Below are 16,891 nucleotides of genomic sequence, written 5' to 3' on the forward strand. Positions count from 1 at the left end.
GCGGCAGGGGATTTCCATCGCAGAACCAAAACGACATTGGAGACAAGCCATGACGACCCTGCATTTACCCAAGCGCCATACCCTGCGCCACCTGGCCAGCGCGGCTGTGCTGTGTGCTTTGGCGGGCACTGCCGCTGCACAGGCCTGGCCCGCCAAAAATATCAGCCTGATCGTGCCCTTTCCCGCAGGGGGCACCACCGACGTGCTGGCTCGCGCCCTGGGGCAAGAGCTGGCCAAAAGCCTGGGCCAGCCCGTCATCGTGGAGAACAAGCCCGGCGCCGGTGCCACCCTGGGCGCCGACTTTGTGGCCAAGGCCAAGCCCGATGGCTACACGCTGCTGATGGGCGCGGTGCACCACACCATTGCCACCAGCGTGTACCGCAAGCTGGCGTATGACTTTCAAAAAGACCTCGCCCCCATCACCACCGTGGCCATGGTGCCCAACGTTCTGGTGGTGCAGGCCGATGCAGCCCCACCCATCCGCACCGTGCCCGAGCTGATCGCCCAGGCCAAACGCGCGCCGGGCAAGCTCGCGTTTGGCTCCAACGGCAACGGCACCGGCCAGCACCTGATTGGCGCGCAGTTTGAATCCATGGCCGGGGTGCAACTGCTGCATGTGCCCTACAAGGGCAGTGGCCCCATGGCGACCGACCTGCTGGGCGGGCAGATCAGCATGTCGTTCGACACCATCACGCCCGTGCTGCCCCACATCAAAGGGGGCAAGCTGCGCGCACTGGCGGTGACCACGGCCAAGCGCTCGGCTGCGCTGCCCGATGTGCCCACGCTCGACGAAGCCGGGCTCAAAGGCTTTGACCTGGGCACCTGGTTTGGCGTGCTGGCCCCTGCAGGCACACCCAAAGAGGTGGTCACACGGCTGAACACCGAGATGGTCAAGATCATCCAGTCGGCAGACTTCCGCAAGAAGATGGAAGACATCGGTGCCGACCCGATTGGCAACACGCCCGAGCAAATGGCCCGCCAGATCAAGGAAGACACCGAGCGCTTTGCGCGCTTGGTGAAAGAGGCCAAGGTGGCGCTGGAGTAACGCAAATGTGGGTAGTACGACCGGACGCAGCGACGACGCCACCAAGGACCCTCTGCACAAATCACCGCGCCGTGTGCATCTGCGGAATCGGGCGGTCTGCCGCGTTGCAAATGCTCGCAATAGCGACGGCTATTACTGCGCTTTGCAGCCCATCCCGATCCGCAGTGCGCACTTGGCCAGTTCGATTCGCGCAGAGGATGCCTAGAGTTTTGTGAGCTGCTCTGCGCCACAATGGCCCACCATGACTTTGCCTGATCCCCACCAGAACCCCACCGCCTTCCTGCGCCACCTGTACGACGTGGCGGTGCAAAGCGCCCAGCCCCTGCAGGGCCTACAGGCCCATTTGCCTGCTGTGCCCAAAGGTCGCACCTTGGTGCTGGGCGCGGGCAAAGCCGGGGGCTCCATGGCGCAGGCGCTAGAGGCGCTGTGGCCTGCCGACGCACCTATCAGCGGCCTGGTCGTCACCCGCTACGACCATAACCCGCCCAGACCGGCGGGCTTGAAGCAGCGCATTGAAGTGGTCGAGGCCGCCCACCCCGTGCCCGATGCCGCAGGCCTGCAGGCTGCAGAGCGCATGCTGGCCCTCACCCAAGGCCTCACGCCCGATGACCTGGTCATCTGCCTCATCTCTGGCGGCGGCTCGGCCTTGCTCACGCTACCTGCCGATGGCCTCACGCTGGCCGAAAAACAGCGCGTCAACAAAGAACTGCTGGCCAGCGGTGCTGCGATTGGCGAGATGAACTGCGTGCGCAAGCACCTCTCGCGCATCAAGGGCGGGCGGCTGGCTGCGGCCTGCGCCCCGGCGCGTGTGGTCACCCTCACCATCAGCGATGTGCCGGGCGACGACCCCTCCATCATCGCTAGCGGCCCCACGGTGCCCGATGCCAGCACCTGTGCCGATGCGCTGGCGATTCTGGACCGCTACCGCATCACCGTACCGCCTGCCGTTCGCGCGGCGCTGGAGGCAGGGCTGCTCGAAACCCCCAAGCCCGGCGACGCCGTGTTTACAGGCCATACGGTGCACCTCATCGCCACCCCCCAGCAGTCGCTCGAAGCGGCAGCGCAAGCGGCCCGCGCCGCAGGCTGGGCCGCGCACATCCTGTCGGACGAAATCGAAGGCGAATCGCGCGAAGTGGGCAAGGTGCACGCGGCCCTGGCCCGCGCTGTGGCCCAGCGTGGTGCGCCGTTTGAACGACCCTGCGTGTTGCTCTCAGGTGGCGAAACCACCGTCACCGTACGCCCCCGCCCCGAGGGCGCAGCCAAAGGCCGAGGCGGCCGGGCGGGTGAGTTCTGTATGGGCCTGGCCCAGGCCCTGCAAGGCCAAAGCGGCGTGTGGGCATTGGCCGCTGATACGGATGGGATCGATGGCGTGGAGGACAACGCGGGCGCCATCGTCACGCCGGACACCCTGGCCCGTGGCCGTGTCTTGGGCCTGCGAATCGATGACCACCTCGACCGCAATGATGCCTATGGCTACTTCAGCGCTTTAGGCGATCTGGTGGTGACTGGGCCCACCCATACCAATGTGAATGATTTCAGGGTGCTATTGATTTTGTAGCTGCCTGCGCTTTTTTTTGCAAAAGCGCTACAGGTGTTTTTGACGCATTTAGCGACCCGCGTGTGCCACGCGAGCGAGCCATTGCGGCGTTGTGGGCCACTTGCGCTTTCAGGCGTACACGCTTACGGGCTGAATGCGGAGGGCGTATCCGGTTGCTGAAGAGGGAAGGCCCATGGTGGCTGCTCCCCCACATTGGCTGCTCCCGTTTCGCAGGCGCGGCCGGGGGGGGATATCACTCCCCAAGTACCTTCTCTACTGCTGCTTTGGCCTCGTCCAGGCTGCCGAAGTATTTTGTCGGCTGGGGCATGGCCTTTGGCAAATGTGCCGGGGGCGGCCACACTCGCTCTCCCTCCCAACAGGCTGTCCATCCCCCGATGTCTTTGCCTTTCAGTGTGCACAAGGGTTGCCCATTCATGACGGCGACCCAACTGGTGGGGGGCATTTGCTTCCAAGTGACAAGCGACATTCGGGCCCCTTTTTGTATTCGATCTGAACCAGTGTAGAGATCGAGCGGGCGATGCGTGCACTCTGGAGAACCCTGAGACGGTAGGAGATGCGCAACAGACAGCAACCCGCTGCCTGCTTGAAACGAAGCGAGCTTGCAATCCCCTGCCAACTCCGTCTGTACATCGCTAGTTCCGCAAAATCATTATTTTTGGGTAATGAAATTTGTATCGTTTTTATGAAATGTCAAAAAATCAATGTAACTTTGAAATTCAAATTGCTTCATTGAATTTCAATTGAAACAACATATCTCAAAATCCATCATTAGTTGTTTAGGCAACATTTCATTTGTTTGAGAGTGTTAGCATTGCGAATGGTTATCAACCATATATAAGCTATGCAAGATTCAGAGCATACGATTATTGAGCTTCCTTATCAGGGAGGGATGGAGTTGGTGGAGGGTATATCTCTCACTTGCAAGATTCGGCTCTCCCGATCTGGGAAAGGATTGTTGTCGAGAATGTATGCAAGCAAGGGATATGCGCTGGATACATCGCTGACTCATCTGCAAAACAGAAGCAGTCTGGTGGTGCAGATCAATGGCCAAACCATGGGAACCCTTTCTGTGGGCGTTGATAACGGGGATTTTGCTGCGGGCGAACTCTACCCGGAATTCATCAATGGTTTGAGGGAAAAGGGCGCTGTGATTTGCGAGTTTGGGCAGTTGGCCTTTGATCCCAATGTTCGATCGAAACGTGTGATGGGCGCCATTTTTCATATAGCCGCGCTTGTCGCTCTGCGCCTGCGTGGTGCGACTGATATCGTGATCGAAGTTAATCCAAAGCATGCAAGCTTTTATCAGCGCATGCTCGGTTTTGTGCAGGTGGGGTCAGAACGCGTGTGCGAGCGTGTGGGTGCGCCAGCGATATTGCTGCACATAGAAGCCCCTACCGTTTTTGCGCAGATCAAGAAATTTGGTGGCCATCCGGAGTTGGCATCTCAAGAACGCAGTTTCTATCCCTATTTCTTTCATCCGAAAGATGAGGATGGGCTTGTCAGGCGGTTAAGGGGATATTGAATGTTTGATTATGAAGCGGCGTTTGATCGCAATATTGGCTGGGTCACAGAGTCTGAGCAGCGCCGCCTGCGCAGTTGCCGGGTCGCCATCGCTGGTCTGGGTGGTGTGGGGGGGAACCATCTTCTGACTTTGGCGCGGCTGGGGATAGGCGCTTTCAGCTTGGCCGACTTTGACGAGTTCAGCATTGCCAATTTCAACCGGCAGGCAGGCGCCAGCATGTCCACCGTGGGTGCCCCCAAGCTTTCAGTGATGGCTTCCATGGCGCGCGACATACAGCCGGATATGGACCTCCGTATGTTCCCCAAGGGGGTGACTCCTGAAAATCTGGATGAGTTTCTGGAAGGCGTGGACCTGTACGTCGACAGTCTCGATTTCTTTGCCTTTGATACGCGCCGAGCGGTGTTTGCTGCTTGTGAACGGAAGGGCATTCCCGCCATCACGGCTGCGCCGTTGGGAATGGGCGTCGCATTTCTGGCGTTCATGCCCGGCAAGATGAGCTTTGAGTCGTACTTCCAGCTCGAAGGGCAAAGCCACTTTGAGCAAGGGTTGAGATTTCTTTTGGGGTTGGCCCCCGCGCGGCTTCATGCCAGCTACCTGGTGGATCCTTCCCGTGTGCGACTCGATCTGCAGCAGGGCCCTTCAACAGGCATGGCATGCATGTTGTGCGCTGGGCTCGCGGGCACCCAGGCCCTGAAGATATTGCTGGATCGCCCTGGCATTCCCGCTGCGCCCAGGGGCTGGCATTTTGATGCCTACCGTGGGCGGCTCGCCCATACATGGCTTCCTGGGGGCAACCGCAATCCGGTGCAGAAGTTGAAAATTGCCATTGGGCGCAGGCAGCTTGCGGGCATGCTGCCTGCACAGTAGGAACGCTGTCGATTCTGGCCAAGCGTACCAATGACTTGCTGTGGTCGCTTTTTCAATGGGGCTACAGCGCTCATCGGTAAGTATTGTTTAGCGCTTACCTGCCGCGCCTTCTCATTGCTCCAAAGGTGCCCAAGGCCATCAATGCGCTTAGCATCATCAGCCCCCATTCACTCAGTGTCGGTATGCCTGCGACACCAGAGCCGCCTCCTACACCCACTCCCAGTGCGACGGGATCATTGATCACCCCGTTGGCCACCCAGTCGTTGTCACCCTTTTGGCCGTCTGTCAGGGTGTAGGTCACTGTTTTGGCATTGAAGTCGATGGTTGCAGGGTATTCGAACCATTTATTGTTGTCACCGACGCCCGTTTCTTTGCCGTATTTGTACAGCTTCGCACCCGCCGGAATGTCGCTGAAACGCAAGGTGACAGTCGCGCTGGAGCCCGGTGTTCCGGCGTCCAGCACTACCTTCGTGGCTCCGTTGGGAAAGGTCACTCCCGTGGGCGCAGGAGCGGGCAAAGAAACAAATCCTGAATCTGCCGTCCTGATTTGCCAGTTGTTGGTGCCTGTTGCTTGAATGGTGCCTAGCGTGCCACCACCGCCAGGCAAACTGGCAAAAGGCGCTGAGCAACTTGCGGCGGTACCGCCGTTGGTGCCGCTGCAGCTCCATCTCCAAGATGCGCTGCTTGTGGTGACCTGGCTTGCACTTCCTGTGGTGCAGAGGTTCGCTGAAGGTGTAAAGGCTGTAGCAGTGTTGGATGCTGCACCGCAGATGCCATTGACAGGCGCGGCTGTTACTGCAGCGGTCGCTGCTGAGCAGACTTCTGCGCCGGTGAGCGTGCCCGCGTTTGCTACGGGTGTAACGCAGAAATACAGGTAATTGCCGACATCTGCTGGTGCGGGTGTGTAGGTCCGGGTACCCGCTAGCGTGGTGCCACCTGCAATGCCTGTGTTGGTGTTATTGCGCACCCAGCGGAATGTCGATGCGCCTTCTGGATTGTTTTCTGTGTCGCTGAAGACGTATCCGCCCGTGAGGAGGCTACCTTCGCGGACAGTGCCTGAAATGGAGATGTTGGATGCTACAGGCGCAGCATTGGGGGCGTAGGTAAAAGGCACCGAGTAAACGCTGGTTCGGCTTGCGCTGTCTTGCACCAGAAGGTCGTAGTCGCCGTTAATGAATTGATCCCATCCAAACTGGATGGAAGAGGCGATGCCCGTGGTTCCGGGATTACTAGGCGATGTGATGTTGAGATTTAAGGTGCATTGACCCGGGCAATAGATGGACTCACCGCCCAGCGTCGGTTGCACGGTCTTGCCTTCTCTGAAGTACCTTGCGTCAGAGCTTGACAGCTTGAACATGCTGTACGCGCTCGAAGAGAGTTCTGCTCCGCTGGGCAAAGGCGAATTACGGGGAACCACCAATAGGTCAATATTGTTGGGTGCGATCCCCGTGGGGACCGTCACCGTCATATTGGGATGGGTGACCGTGACTTGGATGTTGCCAGTGCCAGAACTGACGATGGGCGCAGAAAGGACAGCGGGCGTGGCCGCAGAGCAGACTTCTGCACCTGTGAGGTTGCCGACATCAGCGACTGGCGTTACGCAGAAATACAAGTATTTGCTGACATCCTCTTGCACTGGCGTATAGCTGCGTGCGGTTCCCACCGTAGTCCCACCCGCCACACCTGTGGTGACACTATGACGAACCCAGCGGAACGTTGAGAAGCTTTCCCGATTATTTTCTGCATCGCTGTATGTGTACTGACCCGTGAGAAGGCTGCCTTCACGCGCAACGCCATTGATAGCCACGTTGGATGCAACAGGTGCCTCGTTAGGCGCGTACGTGAACGGCACAGAGAAAATCGTGATCTGGGCCTCGCTATCCTGCACTAAGAGGTCGTAGTCACCCTGCGCGAATTTGTCCCAGCCGAAGTAAATAGACGAGGCTACGTACCCGGGTTGAGTGGGGTTTGTAATGTTCAGGGTGAGGGTGCATTGAGTTTGGCAGGCTATGTAGTTACCCCCTAGTGTCGGCTGAACGTTGCTTGCGTATACGGCATTTGCGGAATCCAGCTTGTACATCCGGAAGGCGCTATCGTTGAGCTGGGCATTGCTCGGCAAGGGCGAGTTACGTGGGACGACCAAGAGATCGACAGAGTTTGTTGTGACTCCTGAAGGGACAATCACCGTCATGCCTGGGTAGCTGACGGACACCCGGATGTTGCCTGTGTCAGCGAGGGCGGCATTCACGCCAAAGGTGGTAATCACAGCGGCTGCGATAGGATGCAAGGGCAGATGACGCATAGATGGATACATGTTTATGCTTAATCGGTTCAAGTTGAATGGAAGCGTGTGCGGAGCGCTAACAGGCGGGGCAGGGTGTTCCACCTAGTCTGAAAAAGCGCCATGGAATGCACATGCAACCACCGCCCGTCGGGCAGCAGGATCTCGTCCTTCAGCAGCCCCTCCTGATCGAAACCGAGTGCGATGAGCTGTTTCAGCGCGTTGGGGTTTGTTTGATAAACCAGCGCTTGCGTTTTATGGGTGCCCAGTCTTTCAAACGCGAAGTCCAGTACCCCCAGAAAGGCGGCGATTCCGGTGCCTGAACTGGCGTGGGCCCCCCTGACACCCACGGCAACCTCCGCTTTCCTGTTCAATAAATGAAAGGATGGAATACCCGCCAAGCCTATGCGTTGATTGGTTGCGGCATGCCAAATCACCCACTTGATATTGCCCCTTTGCACTGGGGCCAAACGCGCCTCCTGTTCTATGCGCGATGCCAGCCCATCCTGGTCTATGGTTGGCGTCTGGGGTGCATTGAAATGGTCCATGAAGGTGCGGTCTGCGCTGCACTCTGCAAAGAACGGCACGTCTTCAAGCGTCAAGGGGCGTAACTCGACAGGGCCATAACGGTGCGATCGCCACCAAAACGGTGCAGTGGCGAAGTGCCCTGCCTGTGCCCGCTCTCGTTGCGCGGCGCGTTCGCCCATCAACGGAAGCGACTCGGTAAAGGCCTGGTGCGCCTGCGCAAACTGCGAGGATTCAAGCAACGCCTCTCCCAAGCCCACAAACCCCTCAGGCTCCCTTGGCGAAAGTCGCGTCCCGGCCCTGAAGGCTTCCACCGCATCGGTGAAGCGTTGGGCTTTGCGCAGGGCGTGGCCCAGATTGATGTAGGGGATGCCTGATCCCTCACTCAAGGGGGCTGCACGCTCCAGCGTACGGATGGCATCATCGATTCGTCCGGTTTGCAGCTGTACGGAGCCCAGGAGGTTGAGCACGCGTGGGTCGGGTTGCGGTCCTTGGCCCATTGGCTGCAGCAGTGAAAGTGCTGCATCAAAATGGCCCTGCGATGCCAAGCCTCGAGCGATCTGTAGGGTGTGTTCAGATGTCGACATTGGGAGTGTGGATCAGGCTTGCTGATGAGTTGAATTTGGTTGGGATTTCGGAAAGGGTTTCCAACGATCCGGATGCGGCCACTCGCGCAGATGGACCCGGCTTGGATATATGGCCGCAGCGCGACTGGCAGTGCAGTCGCTTGGTTTAGCTGCGGGTCATCAGCCCTGATTTCCTCAAGCATTCGTATTGACTGTTCAATCTGATCAAAAAGGGAAAACGTGAGAACGGCCAGAATGCTAGGGAGCAAAGAAATGCGTTGCAATCTTTAAATGCGCAACGCTTTGGATTGGGCTGCCGAGCCCCTTTTGGGCCTTAGCAGCGTCTATCCAGGGCTTTTTACTGACTCTTGGGGCACGGCAGAGTAATGCGTCCGTTCAAGCCAAAGTCAGGACTGTGGACCCTGCATGACGATCTCAGCGGCCACTTTCTTGGACATTTACGGGGACCATGGCCGCACGCCGCAAATCGAGAAATCCCGGTGGGCTTTACCCCCAAATCGAAGGCAAAAAAAAGGCCGCACTCAGTGCGGCCTGGAAATAGGTTTAGACGCCCTCAATACCCCAACGTCTGCCCATCCGGATTGCGCGGATCGGAGTAGCCATACAGCTGCCCGTTGCGGATCTGGATGGTTTGCGTGCGGCCCATCGATGCCTTCACGGCGATGTTGTGGCCACGTTGCTTGAGCAGGGCCAGGGTGTCGGGCGAGAGGCCCTTTTCCACGCGCAGTTCGTCGGGCGTCCATTGGTGGTGGATGCGCGGTGCGGCGGCGGCTTCGGCGGGGTTGTTGCCAAAGTCGATGGTGTTCACCACGGTTTGCAGCACGGTGGTGATGATGCGGGCACCGCCAGGGCTGCCGGTCACCAGCGTGGGCTTGCCGTCCTTGAGTACCAGGGTGGGTGTCATGGAAGACAGGGGGCGCTTCTTGGCGGCCACGGCGTTGGCGTCGCCGCCGACCAGGCCGTAGGCGTTGGCCACGCCGGGCTTGGCCGAGAAGTCGTCCATCTCGTTGTTCAGCAAGATGCCGGTGCCCTTGGCGACGATGCCGCTGCCAAAGTTGGTGTTCAGCGTGTAGGTCACGGCCACGGCGTTGCCCGCCTTGTCCACCACCGAGTAGTGGGTGGTCTGGTCGCTTTCATACGGCTGGGGTTGGCCAGGCTTGATTTCCTTGGCGGGGCGGGCGCGGTTGCCATCGATGGTCTTGGCCAGCGATTCGGCGTAGCGCTTGGAGGTCAGGCCCTTGAGTGGAATCTTCACAAAGTCGGGGTCACCCAGGTACTCGGAGCGGTCTGCGTAGGCCAGCTTGCTGCTCTCTGCCATGTAGTGCAGCGTTTGCGCGCTGTTCTGGCCCCACTGGGCCAGGGGCCACTGCTCCAGCATGTTCAGGATTTGCACCAGGTGCGTGCCACCAGAAGAGGGTGGGGGCATGGTCACCACTTCGTAACCGCGGTAGGTGCCGCGCACGGGTTCGCGCTCGGCCACCTTGTATTCGCGCAGGTCTTGCAGGGTGATGGCACCCGCGTGGGGGGCCATTTCGGCTGCAATCTTCTGGGCAATGGCACCTTCATAGAAGGCTTTGGCTCCTTGCTGGCCGATCAGGTGCATGGATTGGGCCAGGTCTTTTTGCACCAGCAGGTCGCCGCGCTTGAGGGGCTCACCGTTCTTCCAGAAGATTTCGGTGGTGGCGGGCCACTGGCCCATGTTCTTCTTTTCCTGCTGCAGGATCTTGGCCAGGGTTTCGCTGACGGGGAAGCCCTTCTCTGCCAGCGCAACGGAGGGTGCAATCACCTTATCGAGTGGCATGGTGCCCCACTTCTTGAGTGCATGCTCCATGCCAGCCACCGTGCCCGGCACGCCCACGGCGTAGTGGGTGTAGAGCGACTTGCCGTTGATGACGTTGCCCTTGTCGTCCAGGTACATGTTGCGTGTGGCCTTGATCGGTGCCACTTCGCGGAAGTCCAGCGCCACGGTCTTGCCCGTCTTGGCGTCGTGCACCATCATGAAGCCGCCACCGCCGATGTTGCCCGCGTTGGGCAAAGCCACGGCCAGCGCAAAGCCGATGCCCACGGCGGCGTCTACAGCGTTGCCACCGGATTTGAGAATGTCCAGCCCGATGCGCGAGGCCAGTTCCTGCTCGGTGGCCACCATGCCATTGGTTGCCACCACGGGGTGGAACACGTCCATGTCAAAGTCGTAAGCCGCGCTGGCGGCAGCAGCGGCCGCGCTTTGCTGCACCGCAGGTGCCGCAGTGGCTGTGGCAGCGGGGGATGCGGCTGCATTGGCCGCGGGCGGTGTCGCGCCGCAGGCGGCCAGGTTGAGCAAGGCCAGCGCAAGGCTGCTGGCCAGCAGGGTTTGCCGGATATTCATTCGTTCATCTCCTCGGGAAACGGTTGGATGGGCGTTGAGGGAGCAAGTGTAGGCCCGTTGTCAGGGCATGAAGCTCATGAAGGACCTGCTCGCATTGCAGTTCATTGAGCGTGGTGTGTTGCTCCAGCCCGCAGAGCCGCGAGCGACTGGCGCTGCTGGCCTTGCGCGTCCAGGTTGCTCTCGCTCAGCCAGGTTTGCAGCGCTGCGCGCACGGTGGGCCATTCGGCATCGGTGATGGAGTACCAGGCCGTGTCGCGGTTACGGCCTTTGTAGACCAGAGCCTGGCGAAAGATGCCTTCGAATGTGAAGCCCAGCCGCAGCGCGGCGCGGCGCGAGGGCTCGTTGAGGCTGTCGCACTTCCACTCGTAGCGGCGGTAGCCCAGGGTGTCGAAAGCGTAGGCCATGAGCAAAAACTGCGCTTCGGTGGAGGCGGGGGTGTGCTGCAACAGCGGTGAGAAGGTGACATGGCCCACCTCAATGCAGCCATGGGTGGGGTCGATGCGCATGAGCGACAGCGTACCCACGGGCTTGCCGGTGGTGGTGTCGATCACCGCAAAGTGGCGCGGGTCGGTGCTTTGCGCGGCCGCTTCGGCATGGCGGCGGTACTCGTCTTCGCTGGCGAAGGGGCCGATGAACAGGTAGGTCCAGTTGCGGCCGTCGGGTGCGGTTTGGTAGGCGGCAAACAGGTCTGCGGCGTGGCGGGCGGCGTTCAGTGGCTCCAGCTGGCAAAACCGGCCGGTCAGGGTGACGCCGGTGGGCGAGGGGCGGGGGCTCCAGTGGGGCATGGGCTCGCCAATGGGTTGGCCGTATTCGTTGGTGCGCTGGGTCATGGTGTGGAAGGCTCAGTAAATGAGAAAGGGTGTGTGAGAAACGGTGTGGCACTCTAGAATGCCGGTGGCTCTTTCAAAAGAGCCACTAAAGCGTCTTTTGATGGAGCCACGATCCATGCGCTGCGCTTCTTTTGAGGCACGTACGTTCTGTTCAATGCAAGGTGCCTCCCATGTCTCACGCTTCGTTTTCTCCGGTCTCTGACGTACTGCTGGCCCCGTCCTTGCAACGTGGCCCAGGGGCGGAGCCCTTGCAGCGCCAGCTGCTGCAACGTTTGCGAGCTGCCATCCTGACGGGGCGCCTGCCTGCGGGCTGTCGTTTGCCCGGATCACGCCCCCTGGCCGAAGCCCTTGGCGTGTCCCGCAACAGCGTGATCGCGGTGTATGAACAGCTGAGTGCTGAGGGGTATCTGGAACCCAGCCGCCAGGGCACCCGCGTGGCGGAATTGCGGGGCGGCGGTGTGGTGTCTGTAATGCCGCAGCAGGCATCTCCGCCTGCCCCGCGCATGCAGACCCGGCCCCTTGCGGGGCGGGTGGAAAGGGTGCGGTCCCACTACGGCGCACAAGATGGAGCGCACGCGTTTCGCCCCGGAGTCCCCGCGTTGGCGAGGTTTCCCATGCCTGCGTGGAAAAGGTCGGTAGACCGTGCTTACCAGCGCGGTGGCGTAGCCACGCTGGGCTACGGCGACCCGGCTGGTGAGCCGGCACTGCGCAGGGCCCTGGCGATGCACTTGGCCGTGGCGCGGGGCGTGCGCTGCACGGCTGACCAGGTGATGATCACCGAAGGGGCCCAAGAGGCCTTGGCCCTGTGCGTGCGTTTGGTGGCCAACCCGGGGGACATCGCCTGGGTGGAGGACCCTGGCTACCGCGGGGCACAAACCGCCTTTGAATGCGCTGACCTGACTGTGGTGCCTGTGCCGGTAGATGCATCGGGCCTGGCCGTGCCGCAGGGCGCATGGGACGCGCAGCCACCGCGGCTGGTGTACACCTCGCCCTCGCACCAGTACCCCACGGGGGCGGTGTTGTCGGCCGCTCGCCGTCTGGCGCTGATGGAGCAAGCCCAAGCCCATGGCGCATGGATCATTGAGGACGATTACGACAGCGAATTTCGGCACGCGGGGGAGCTGATTGGCGCCATGCAGGGGCTGCAGGCGGATGCTCCAGTGCTGTACGTTGGGACATTCAGCAAAACCCTGTTTCCTTCCTTGAGGCTGGGCTTTGTGGTGCTGCCAGCGGCTCTGGCCCAGCAGGCGCAGACCCTGCTGCAGGAAACCTTGCGCGGCGGGCATCGGTTTGAGCAGCTGGCGCTGGCGGACTTCATGGAAAGCGGCCAGTTCAGTCGCCATCTGGGGCGCATGCGGCGTCTTTATCGCCGTCGCCAGCAGGCGCTGCGGGAAGCCCTGGCCCGGCATCTTGATATTCCGCACCAAGTGCTGGGAGGCGACAGCGGCATGCATTTGACGGTGCAGCTGCCGCCAGACTGCCCGGATCACCTGCTGGCCCAGGCGGCCCGTGCCTATGACATGGCCCCTGCGCCGCTCTCGCGCTTTGCGTTGATGCAGCGCGCTGACTGCAACGGCTTGGTGTTGGGCTACGGCAATACGTCCGAGTCGCAATACCCCGCGCTGGTGCAGCGTCTGTCAGCGTTGGCCTTGCAGCTGCAGGGCAGGGCTCTGCGCCGGGCATGAAACCTGCGAATGCGGTGCTGGGCAGGCACTCTGTCTGCAGGCGTTTCATATACATAAACTGTATACACTGAGCCTGCTGCACGAGGGCGCAGGCTGCAGGATCAGGCCTTGCGGAAGGCCCTCAGCCTGTTCACTGCATTTGTGCATTTGTTGGATCGATTTGCCGGAGATTTGCCATGGGCCTGAGTACCCACGTTCTGGACACCATGCATGGCTGCCCCGCGGCGGGCATGCGGGTGCGTCTTTATTCCACCCAGGCCGATCAGGCCACCTTGCTCAAGGATCTGGTGCTCAACCACGATGGCCGCACCGATGCGCCCTTGTTTGACAACGCCAGCCTGCGCGCGGGCACCTATCGGCTGACGTTTGATGTGGCGGGATACTTCAAGGCCCGCGGCGTGGCGCTGCCAGAGCCGAACTTTCTGAACCAGGTGAGCCTGGACTTTGGCGTGGCACACGCCGATCAGCATTACCACGTGCCGCTGCTGGTCAGCCCCTGGAGTTATTCGACCTACCGGGGCTCGTGAGCGGTAGTGTGCAATTTGCTATCAAATGAATAGCTGCTTGCGCCCGTATGGTAAGCGCTACAGGGTGATTGAATGGGCTGCGCAAGAACACAGGGCCGATGGGGTGCCAATGGCCGTCCCGGCCCACAGCAGGTCTTGAACAGGTTCTTCGAGCGGCTCTCAGTGCTGCCCTTCGGTCAGGGTGTCGAGCTGGAAGTTGCCACCCTTGTCCCACAACCAGGTGTCCACATAAGTCACCTTGCCCAGGCGGCTGGGTACGGGGTAGGGGGCAGCGGCGCGCACGGTGCGTTCGATTTCTGCAACCACCTCGGGGGCGTGGCGTGGGGCGCGGCTCCAGTGCAGGCGGGATACCCGGCCCTGGCGGTCAATGTCTACCTCCAGCACGCCAATGGCGTAAAGCATGGCGGGCAGCTTGCCCTGGTAGATGCGCTGGCTGTTCAGACTGTAGATGTGGGCTGCGGCGTCTTTGCGATATTCGCGCGCCGTGGCGGCGGCAGATGGTTTGACGCTGGTGGCGGCCGCCACGGGCGGGGCCGCTGCCGAGTCGCTGCTGGGGGCTTTGCTGTCTTGCACGGGCGGGGTTTCGGGGGCAGACCGGCAGGCTGCGACCACGGCGGCCACAACGGCCATGACACTCGCTGTCAGCCAGCGAAGCCAGCGGGGGCGTGCGCCAGAAGCGCTTTGGGGTGGATTGGATGGCATTCCGGGTGTGGAGTCAGACAACTCGAAACTCAGTGGATGCACGCGGCACTGCCGCATGCAACCTTCAAGGTGAAAGGGCCGATGTGACGGATGTAGGTTTGCTGACAGATGCGCTGAACAAGGGCGCAACCGCCTGGCTGGTGAGCGTGAAGTCTACCGAAGGCTCGGCCCCAAGGGAACCCGGGGCCTGGATGGCGGTGCTGGCCGATCGCGTGATTGGCACCATTGGCGGGGGCCACCTCGAGCACCAGGCCATGGCCGATGCGCGCCGACGCCTGGCCGGAGAGCCCGGCGAACCGCAGGTTCGCTATGCGCTGGGCCCCGCCCTGGGTCAGTGCTGCGGCGGGGTGGTGCACCTGCGATTCGAGGCGCTGGGCCCTGCGGATGCGGCTGGTCTGGCGGCCCGGCTGCAAGGCCCGCGCACGCCCGTGGCCCTGTTTGGCGGGGGGCATGTCGGCCATGCGCTGGCGCGGGTGCTGGCCCCGCTGCCGTTTGCCCTGACATGGATCGACAGCCGCGACGGGATTTTCCCCGCCGCGCCGCCCGAGGGCGTGGTCTGCGAGCATTCGGAGCCCGTGCACATGGCCGTGCCCCTGCTGGCGGCGGGCTCGCGCGTGCTTATCATGAGCTTCAGCCACGCCGAAGATCTGGACGTGGTGGCCACCTGCCTGCGCCGCCAGCGCGAGCGGGGCGATCTGCCCTTCATTGGCCTGATTGGCAGCAAGACCAAGTGGGCCACCTTTTCGCACCGCCTGGCAGAGCGCGGCTTTACCCCGGCCGAGCTGGCGCAGGTGACTTGCCCGATTGGCGTGCCCGGCATTCACGGCAAGCAGCCCGAAGTGATTGCTTTGGCTGTGGCGGCGCAATTGCTGCAGACCCTGACTCCATAGCGGCTCAGCCTCCTTAACCTGCGAGGCTGAATCTGGAACAATTTGTGCATACACTTTTGGGTGTTATTGGTCGTTGAGTTTCGGTCGCAGCGGTGCCCCGGCCTGTCGGTCTTTGCCTGTGCAAGCATGCAAAAGGCCTGCCAGCCAAGGTGCGCGACCTGTGTGTTCTGCTCAGAGCGCCCGCAGTGGTGAGCAGGTTTGCAGCGCCTGGCGCTGCCAAGGTTGAGATATGGAAAGCTACGTTCTCGACTGGGCCAACCTGCTGTTGCGCTGGCTCCACGTCATTACCGCCATCGCCTGGATTGGCTCGTCGTTCTACTTCGTCTTTTTGGACAGCAGCCTCACGCCGCCCGAAGACGAAGACCTGAAAAAACAGGGCGTGAGCGGCGAGCTGTGGGCCGTGCATGGCGGCGGGTTCTACCACCCGGTCAAGTTTGCCGTGTCCCCGCCGCAGTTGCCCAAGCACCTGCACTGGTTCTTTTGGGAAAGCTACAGCACCTGGCTCAGCGGCTTTGCGCTGTTCACGGTGTCTTACCTCTACAGCGCCAGCACGTATCTCATCGACAAATCGAAGATGGACTGGGCACCCGCCACGGCCATTGCGGTGGCGCTCGGGTTCTTCGTGGTGTTCTGGCTGCTGTACGACGCCATCTGCCGCATCTTCGGGCAGCGCAAAAACGGGGATGCCATCGTGGGCGCGCTGGTATTTGGGCTGGTATGCATCGCTGCTTGGCTGGCCTGCCACTGGTTTGCCGGCCGCGCCGCCTTTTTGCTGGTAGGCGCGATGATCGCCACCGCCATGAGCGCCAACGTGTTCTTCTGGATCATCCCGGGCCAGCGCACCGTCATCGCTCAAATCAAGGCCGGGCAGCCGGTGGATCCCATTCATGGCAAGCGCGGCAAACAGCGCAGCGTGCACAACACCTATTTCACGCTGCCGGTGCTGTTTGCCATGCTCAGCAACCACTACAGCTTTACCTGGAACCACCCGCAGAACTGGCTGGTGCTCATCCTCATGATGTTCGCAGGGGCCGCCATTCGCCAGTTCTTCGTGATGCGCCACGGCTACAAGCTGGGCCGCAACGGCAACCCGCTGCCTTACGCACTGGTGGGTGTGGCCGTCATCGTGGGGGCCATGGCGTGGATGCGCCCGGTGCCGGTGGCGCAGCCGGTATCTGCTCCTGTTTCAGGAGCTGCCAGCGCAGGTGCAGCAAGCGCTACAAGTCAAAATGATGCCAAGGCCGACTTTGCCGCAGTGCAGGCTGTGCTGGAGCAGCGCTGCTACCTGTGCCATGGCGCGCAGGTGCAGATGAAGAACCTGCGGCTGGATTCGCCCGCCCTGGTCAAGCAGAACGCTCAGGCCATTTACCAGCAGGCCGTGGTGCAAAAGCTCATGCCCATGAACAACGCCACGCAGATCACCGACGCCGAGCGCGCGCTGATTGGCAGGTGGTTTGAAGCAGGAGCACAGGTGCCCTGAAGGGGGTGAGCAGAGTCTCTCTGCGCA

The 16,891-nt window shown here is 61.3% G+C and carries 12 protein-coding genes and 1 pseudogene; 8 read left to right on the forward strand and 5 right to left on the reverse strand.

Annotated features, from left to right (window positions below):
- Positions 1-49 precede the first annotated feature (49 nt).
- The 4 genes from AACH87_RS07975 to AACH87_RS07990 all read left to right on the forward strand — a co-directional run bounded on the left by AACH87_RS07975 (position 50) and on the right by AACH87_RS07990 (position 4,992).
- Positions 50-1,045, forward strand: a complete 996-nt coding sequence (locus tag AACH87_RS07975) for a tripartite tricarboxylate transporter substrate binding protein (protein WP_338798248.1) — start codon at positions 50-52, stop codon at positions 1,043-1,045.
- Positions 1,046-1,286: 241 nt separating this feature from the next.
- The gene (locus AACH87_RS07980; RefSeq protein ID WP_338798250.1) at positions 1,287-2,603 is read left to right on the forward strand and encodes a glycerate kinase; all 1,317 of its coding nucleotides are present in this window, start codon (positions 1,287-1,289) and stop codon (positions 2,601-2,603) included.
- Positions 2,604-3,567: 964 nt separating this feature from the next.
- A complete protein-coding gene (locus AACH87_RS07985; RefSeq protein WP_338798251.1) occupies positions 3,568-4,125 on the forward strand; it encodes a long-chain N-acyl amino acid synthase in 558 nt (185 codons plus the stop codon).
- On the forward strand, positions 4,126-4,992 hold the full coding sequence (locus AACH87_RS07990) for a ThiF family adenylyltransferase (RefSeq protein ID WP_338798252.1): 867 nt from the start codon (positions 4,126-4,128) through the stop codon (positions 4,990-4,992).
- Positions 4,993-5,086: 94 nt separating this feature from the next.
- On the opposite strand, the gene AACH87_RS07995 is transcribed toward AACH87_RS07990, so the two are convergent.
- From AACH87_RS07995 to AACH87_RS08010, 4 genes and pseudogenes are all read right to left on the reverse strand, one after another.
- Positions 5,087-7,306, reverse strand: a complete 2,220-nt coding sequence (locus AACH87_RS07995) for an IPTL-CTERM sorting domain-containing protein (protein ID WP_338798253.1) — start codon at positions 7,304-7,306, stop codon at positions 5,087-5,089.
- Between the two features lie 17 nt (positions 7,307-7,323).
- On the reverse strand, positions 7,324-8,385 hold the full coding sequence (locus tag AACH87_RS08000) for a GNAT family N-acetyltransferase (protein ID WP_338798254.1): 1,062 nt from the start codon (positions 8,383-8,385) through the stop codon (positions 7,324-7,326).
- Positions 8,386-8,938: 553 nt separating this feature from the next.
- Positions 8,939-10,750 (reverse strand): gamma-glutamyltransferase, encoded by a 1,812-nt coding sequence (ggt, locus tag AACH87_RS08005; protein ID WP_338798255.1) that lies wholly within the window; start codon positions 10,748-10,750, stop codon positions 8,939-8,941.
- Between the two features lie 128 nt (positions 10,751-10,878).
- Positions 10,879-11,580 (reverse strand): annotated as a pseudogene (locus AACH87_RS08010) (GNAT family protein); the annotation flags it as partial.
- Between the two features lie 170 nt (positions 11,581-11,750).
- On the opposite strand from AACH87_RS08010, the gene AACH87_RS08015 reads away from it, so the two are divergent.
- Positions 11,751-13,265, forward strand: a complete 1,515-nt coding sequence (locus tag AACH87_RS08015) for a PLP-dependent aminotransferase family protein (RefSeq protein WP_338798256.1) — start codon at positions 11,751-11,753, stop codon at positions 13,263-13,265.
- Between the two features lie 176 nt (positions 13,266-13,441).
- Positions 13,442-13,792: a hydroxyisourate hydrolase gene (gene uraH, locus AACH87_RS08020; RefSeq protein ID WP_338798257.1), complete on the forward strand. Its 351-nt coding sequence runs from the start codon at positions 13,442-13,444 to the stop codon at positions 13,790-13,792.
- 159 nt (positions 13,793-13,951) lie between these two features.
- Here uraH and AACH87_RS08025 read toward each other — a convergent pair whose 3' ends face one another.
- On the reverse strand, positions 13,952-14,422 hold the full coding sequence (locus AACH87_RS08025) for a hypothetical protein (RefSeq protein WP_338798887.1): 471 nt from the start codon (positions 14,420-14,422) through the stop codon (positions 13,952-13,954).
- 155 nt (positions 14,423-14,577) lie between these two features.
- Here AACH87_RS08025 and xdhC point away from each other — a divergent pair, with 155 nt between their 5' ends.
- Together xdhC and AACH87_RS08035 are read left to right on the forward strand one after the other, a co-directional pair.
- Positions 14,578-15,384, forward strand: coding sequence for a xanthine dehydrogenase accessory protein XdhC (gene xdhC, locus AACH87_RS08030; RefSeq protein WP_338798258.1), 807 nt, complete (start codon positions 14,578-14,580; stop codon positions 15,382-15,384).
- A gap of 229 nt (positions 15,385-15,613) precedes the next feature.
- Positions 15,614-16,864: a urate hydroxylase PuuD gene (locus AACH87_RS08035; protein ID WP_338798259.1), complete on the forward strand. Its 1,251-nt coding sequence runs from the start codon at positions 15,614-15,616 to the stop codon at positions 16,862-16,864.
- Positions 16,865-16,891: the final 27 nt, after the last annotated feature.

This window comes from Acidovorax sp. DW039 (assembly GCF_037101375.1).
In the GTDB taxonomy this organism is placed as follows: Bacteria; Pseudomonadota; Gammaproteobacteria; order Burkholderiales; family Burkholderiaceae_C; genus Acidovorax.

Excerpts from the sequence above, each read along its gene's own strand:
- AACH87_RS08000 (WP_338798254.1), bottom strand. The coding sequence starts at position 8,385 with ATGTCGACATCTGAACACACCCTACAGATCGCTCGAGGCTTGGCATCG.
- AACH87_RS08035 (WP_338798259.1), top strand. The coding sequence starts at position 15,614 with ATGGAAAGCTACGTTCTCGACTGGGCCAACCTGCTGTTGCGCTGGCTC.
- AACH87_RS08025 (WP_338798887.1), bottom strand. The coding sequence starts at position 14,422 with ATGGCCGTTGTGGCCGCCGTGGTCGCAGCCTGCCGGTCTGCCCCCGAA.
- AACH87_RS07995 (WP_338798253.1), bottom strand. The coding sequence starts at position 7,306 with ATGTATCCATCTATGCGTCATCTGCCCTTGCATCCTATCGCAGCCGCT.
- AACH87_RS07990 (WP_338798252.1), top strand. The coding sequence starts at position 4,126 with ATGTTTGATTATGAAGCGGCGTTTGATCGCAATATTGGCTGGGTCACA.
- AACH87_RS07985 (WP_338798251.1), top strand. The coding sequence starts at position 3,568 with ATGTATGCAAGCAAGGGATATGCGCTGGATACATCGCTGACTCATCTG.
- ggt (WP_338798255.1), bottom strand. The coding sequence starts at position 10,750 with ATGAATATCCGGCAAACCCTGCTGGCCAGCAGCCTTGCGCTGGCCTTG.
- AACH87_RS07980 (WP_338798250.1), top strand. The coding sequence starts at position 1,287 with ATGACTTTGCCTGATCCCCACCAGAACCCCACCGCCTTCCTGCGCCAC.
- AACH87_RS08015 (WP_338798256.1), top strand. The coding sequence starts at position 11,751 with ATGTCTCACGCTTCGTTTTCTCCGGTCTCTGACGTACTGCTGGCCCCG.
- uraH (WP_338798257.1), top strand. The coding sequence starts at position 13,442 with ATGGGCCTGAGTACCCACGTTCTGGACACCATGCATGGCTGCCCCGCG.
- AACH87_RS07975 (WP_338798248.1), top strand. The coding sequence starts at position 50 with ATGACGACCCTGCATTTACCCAAGCGCCATACCCTGCGCCACCTGGCC.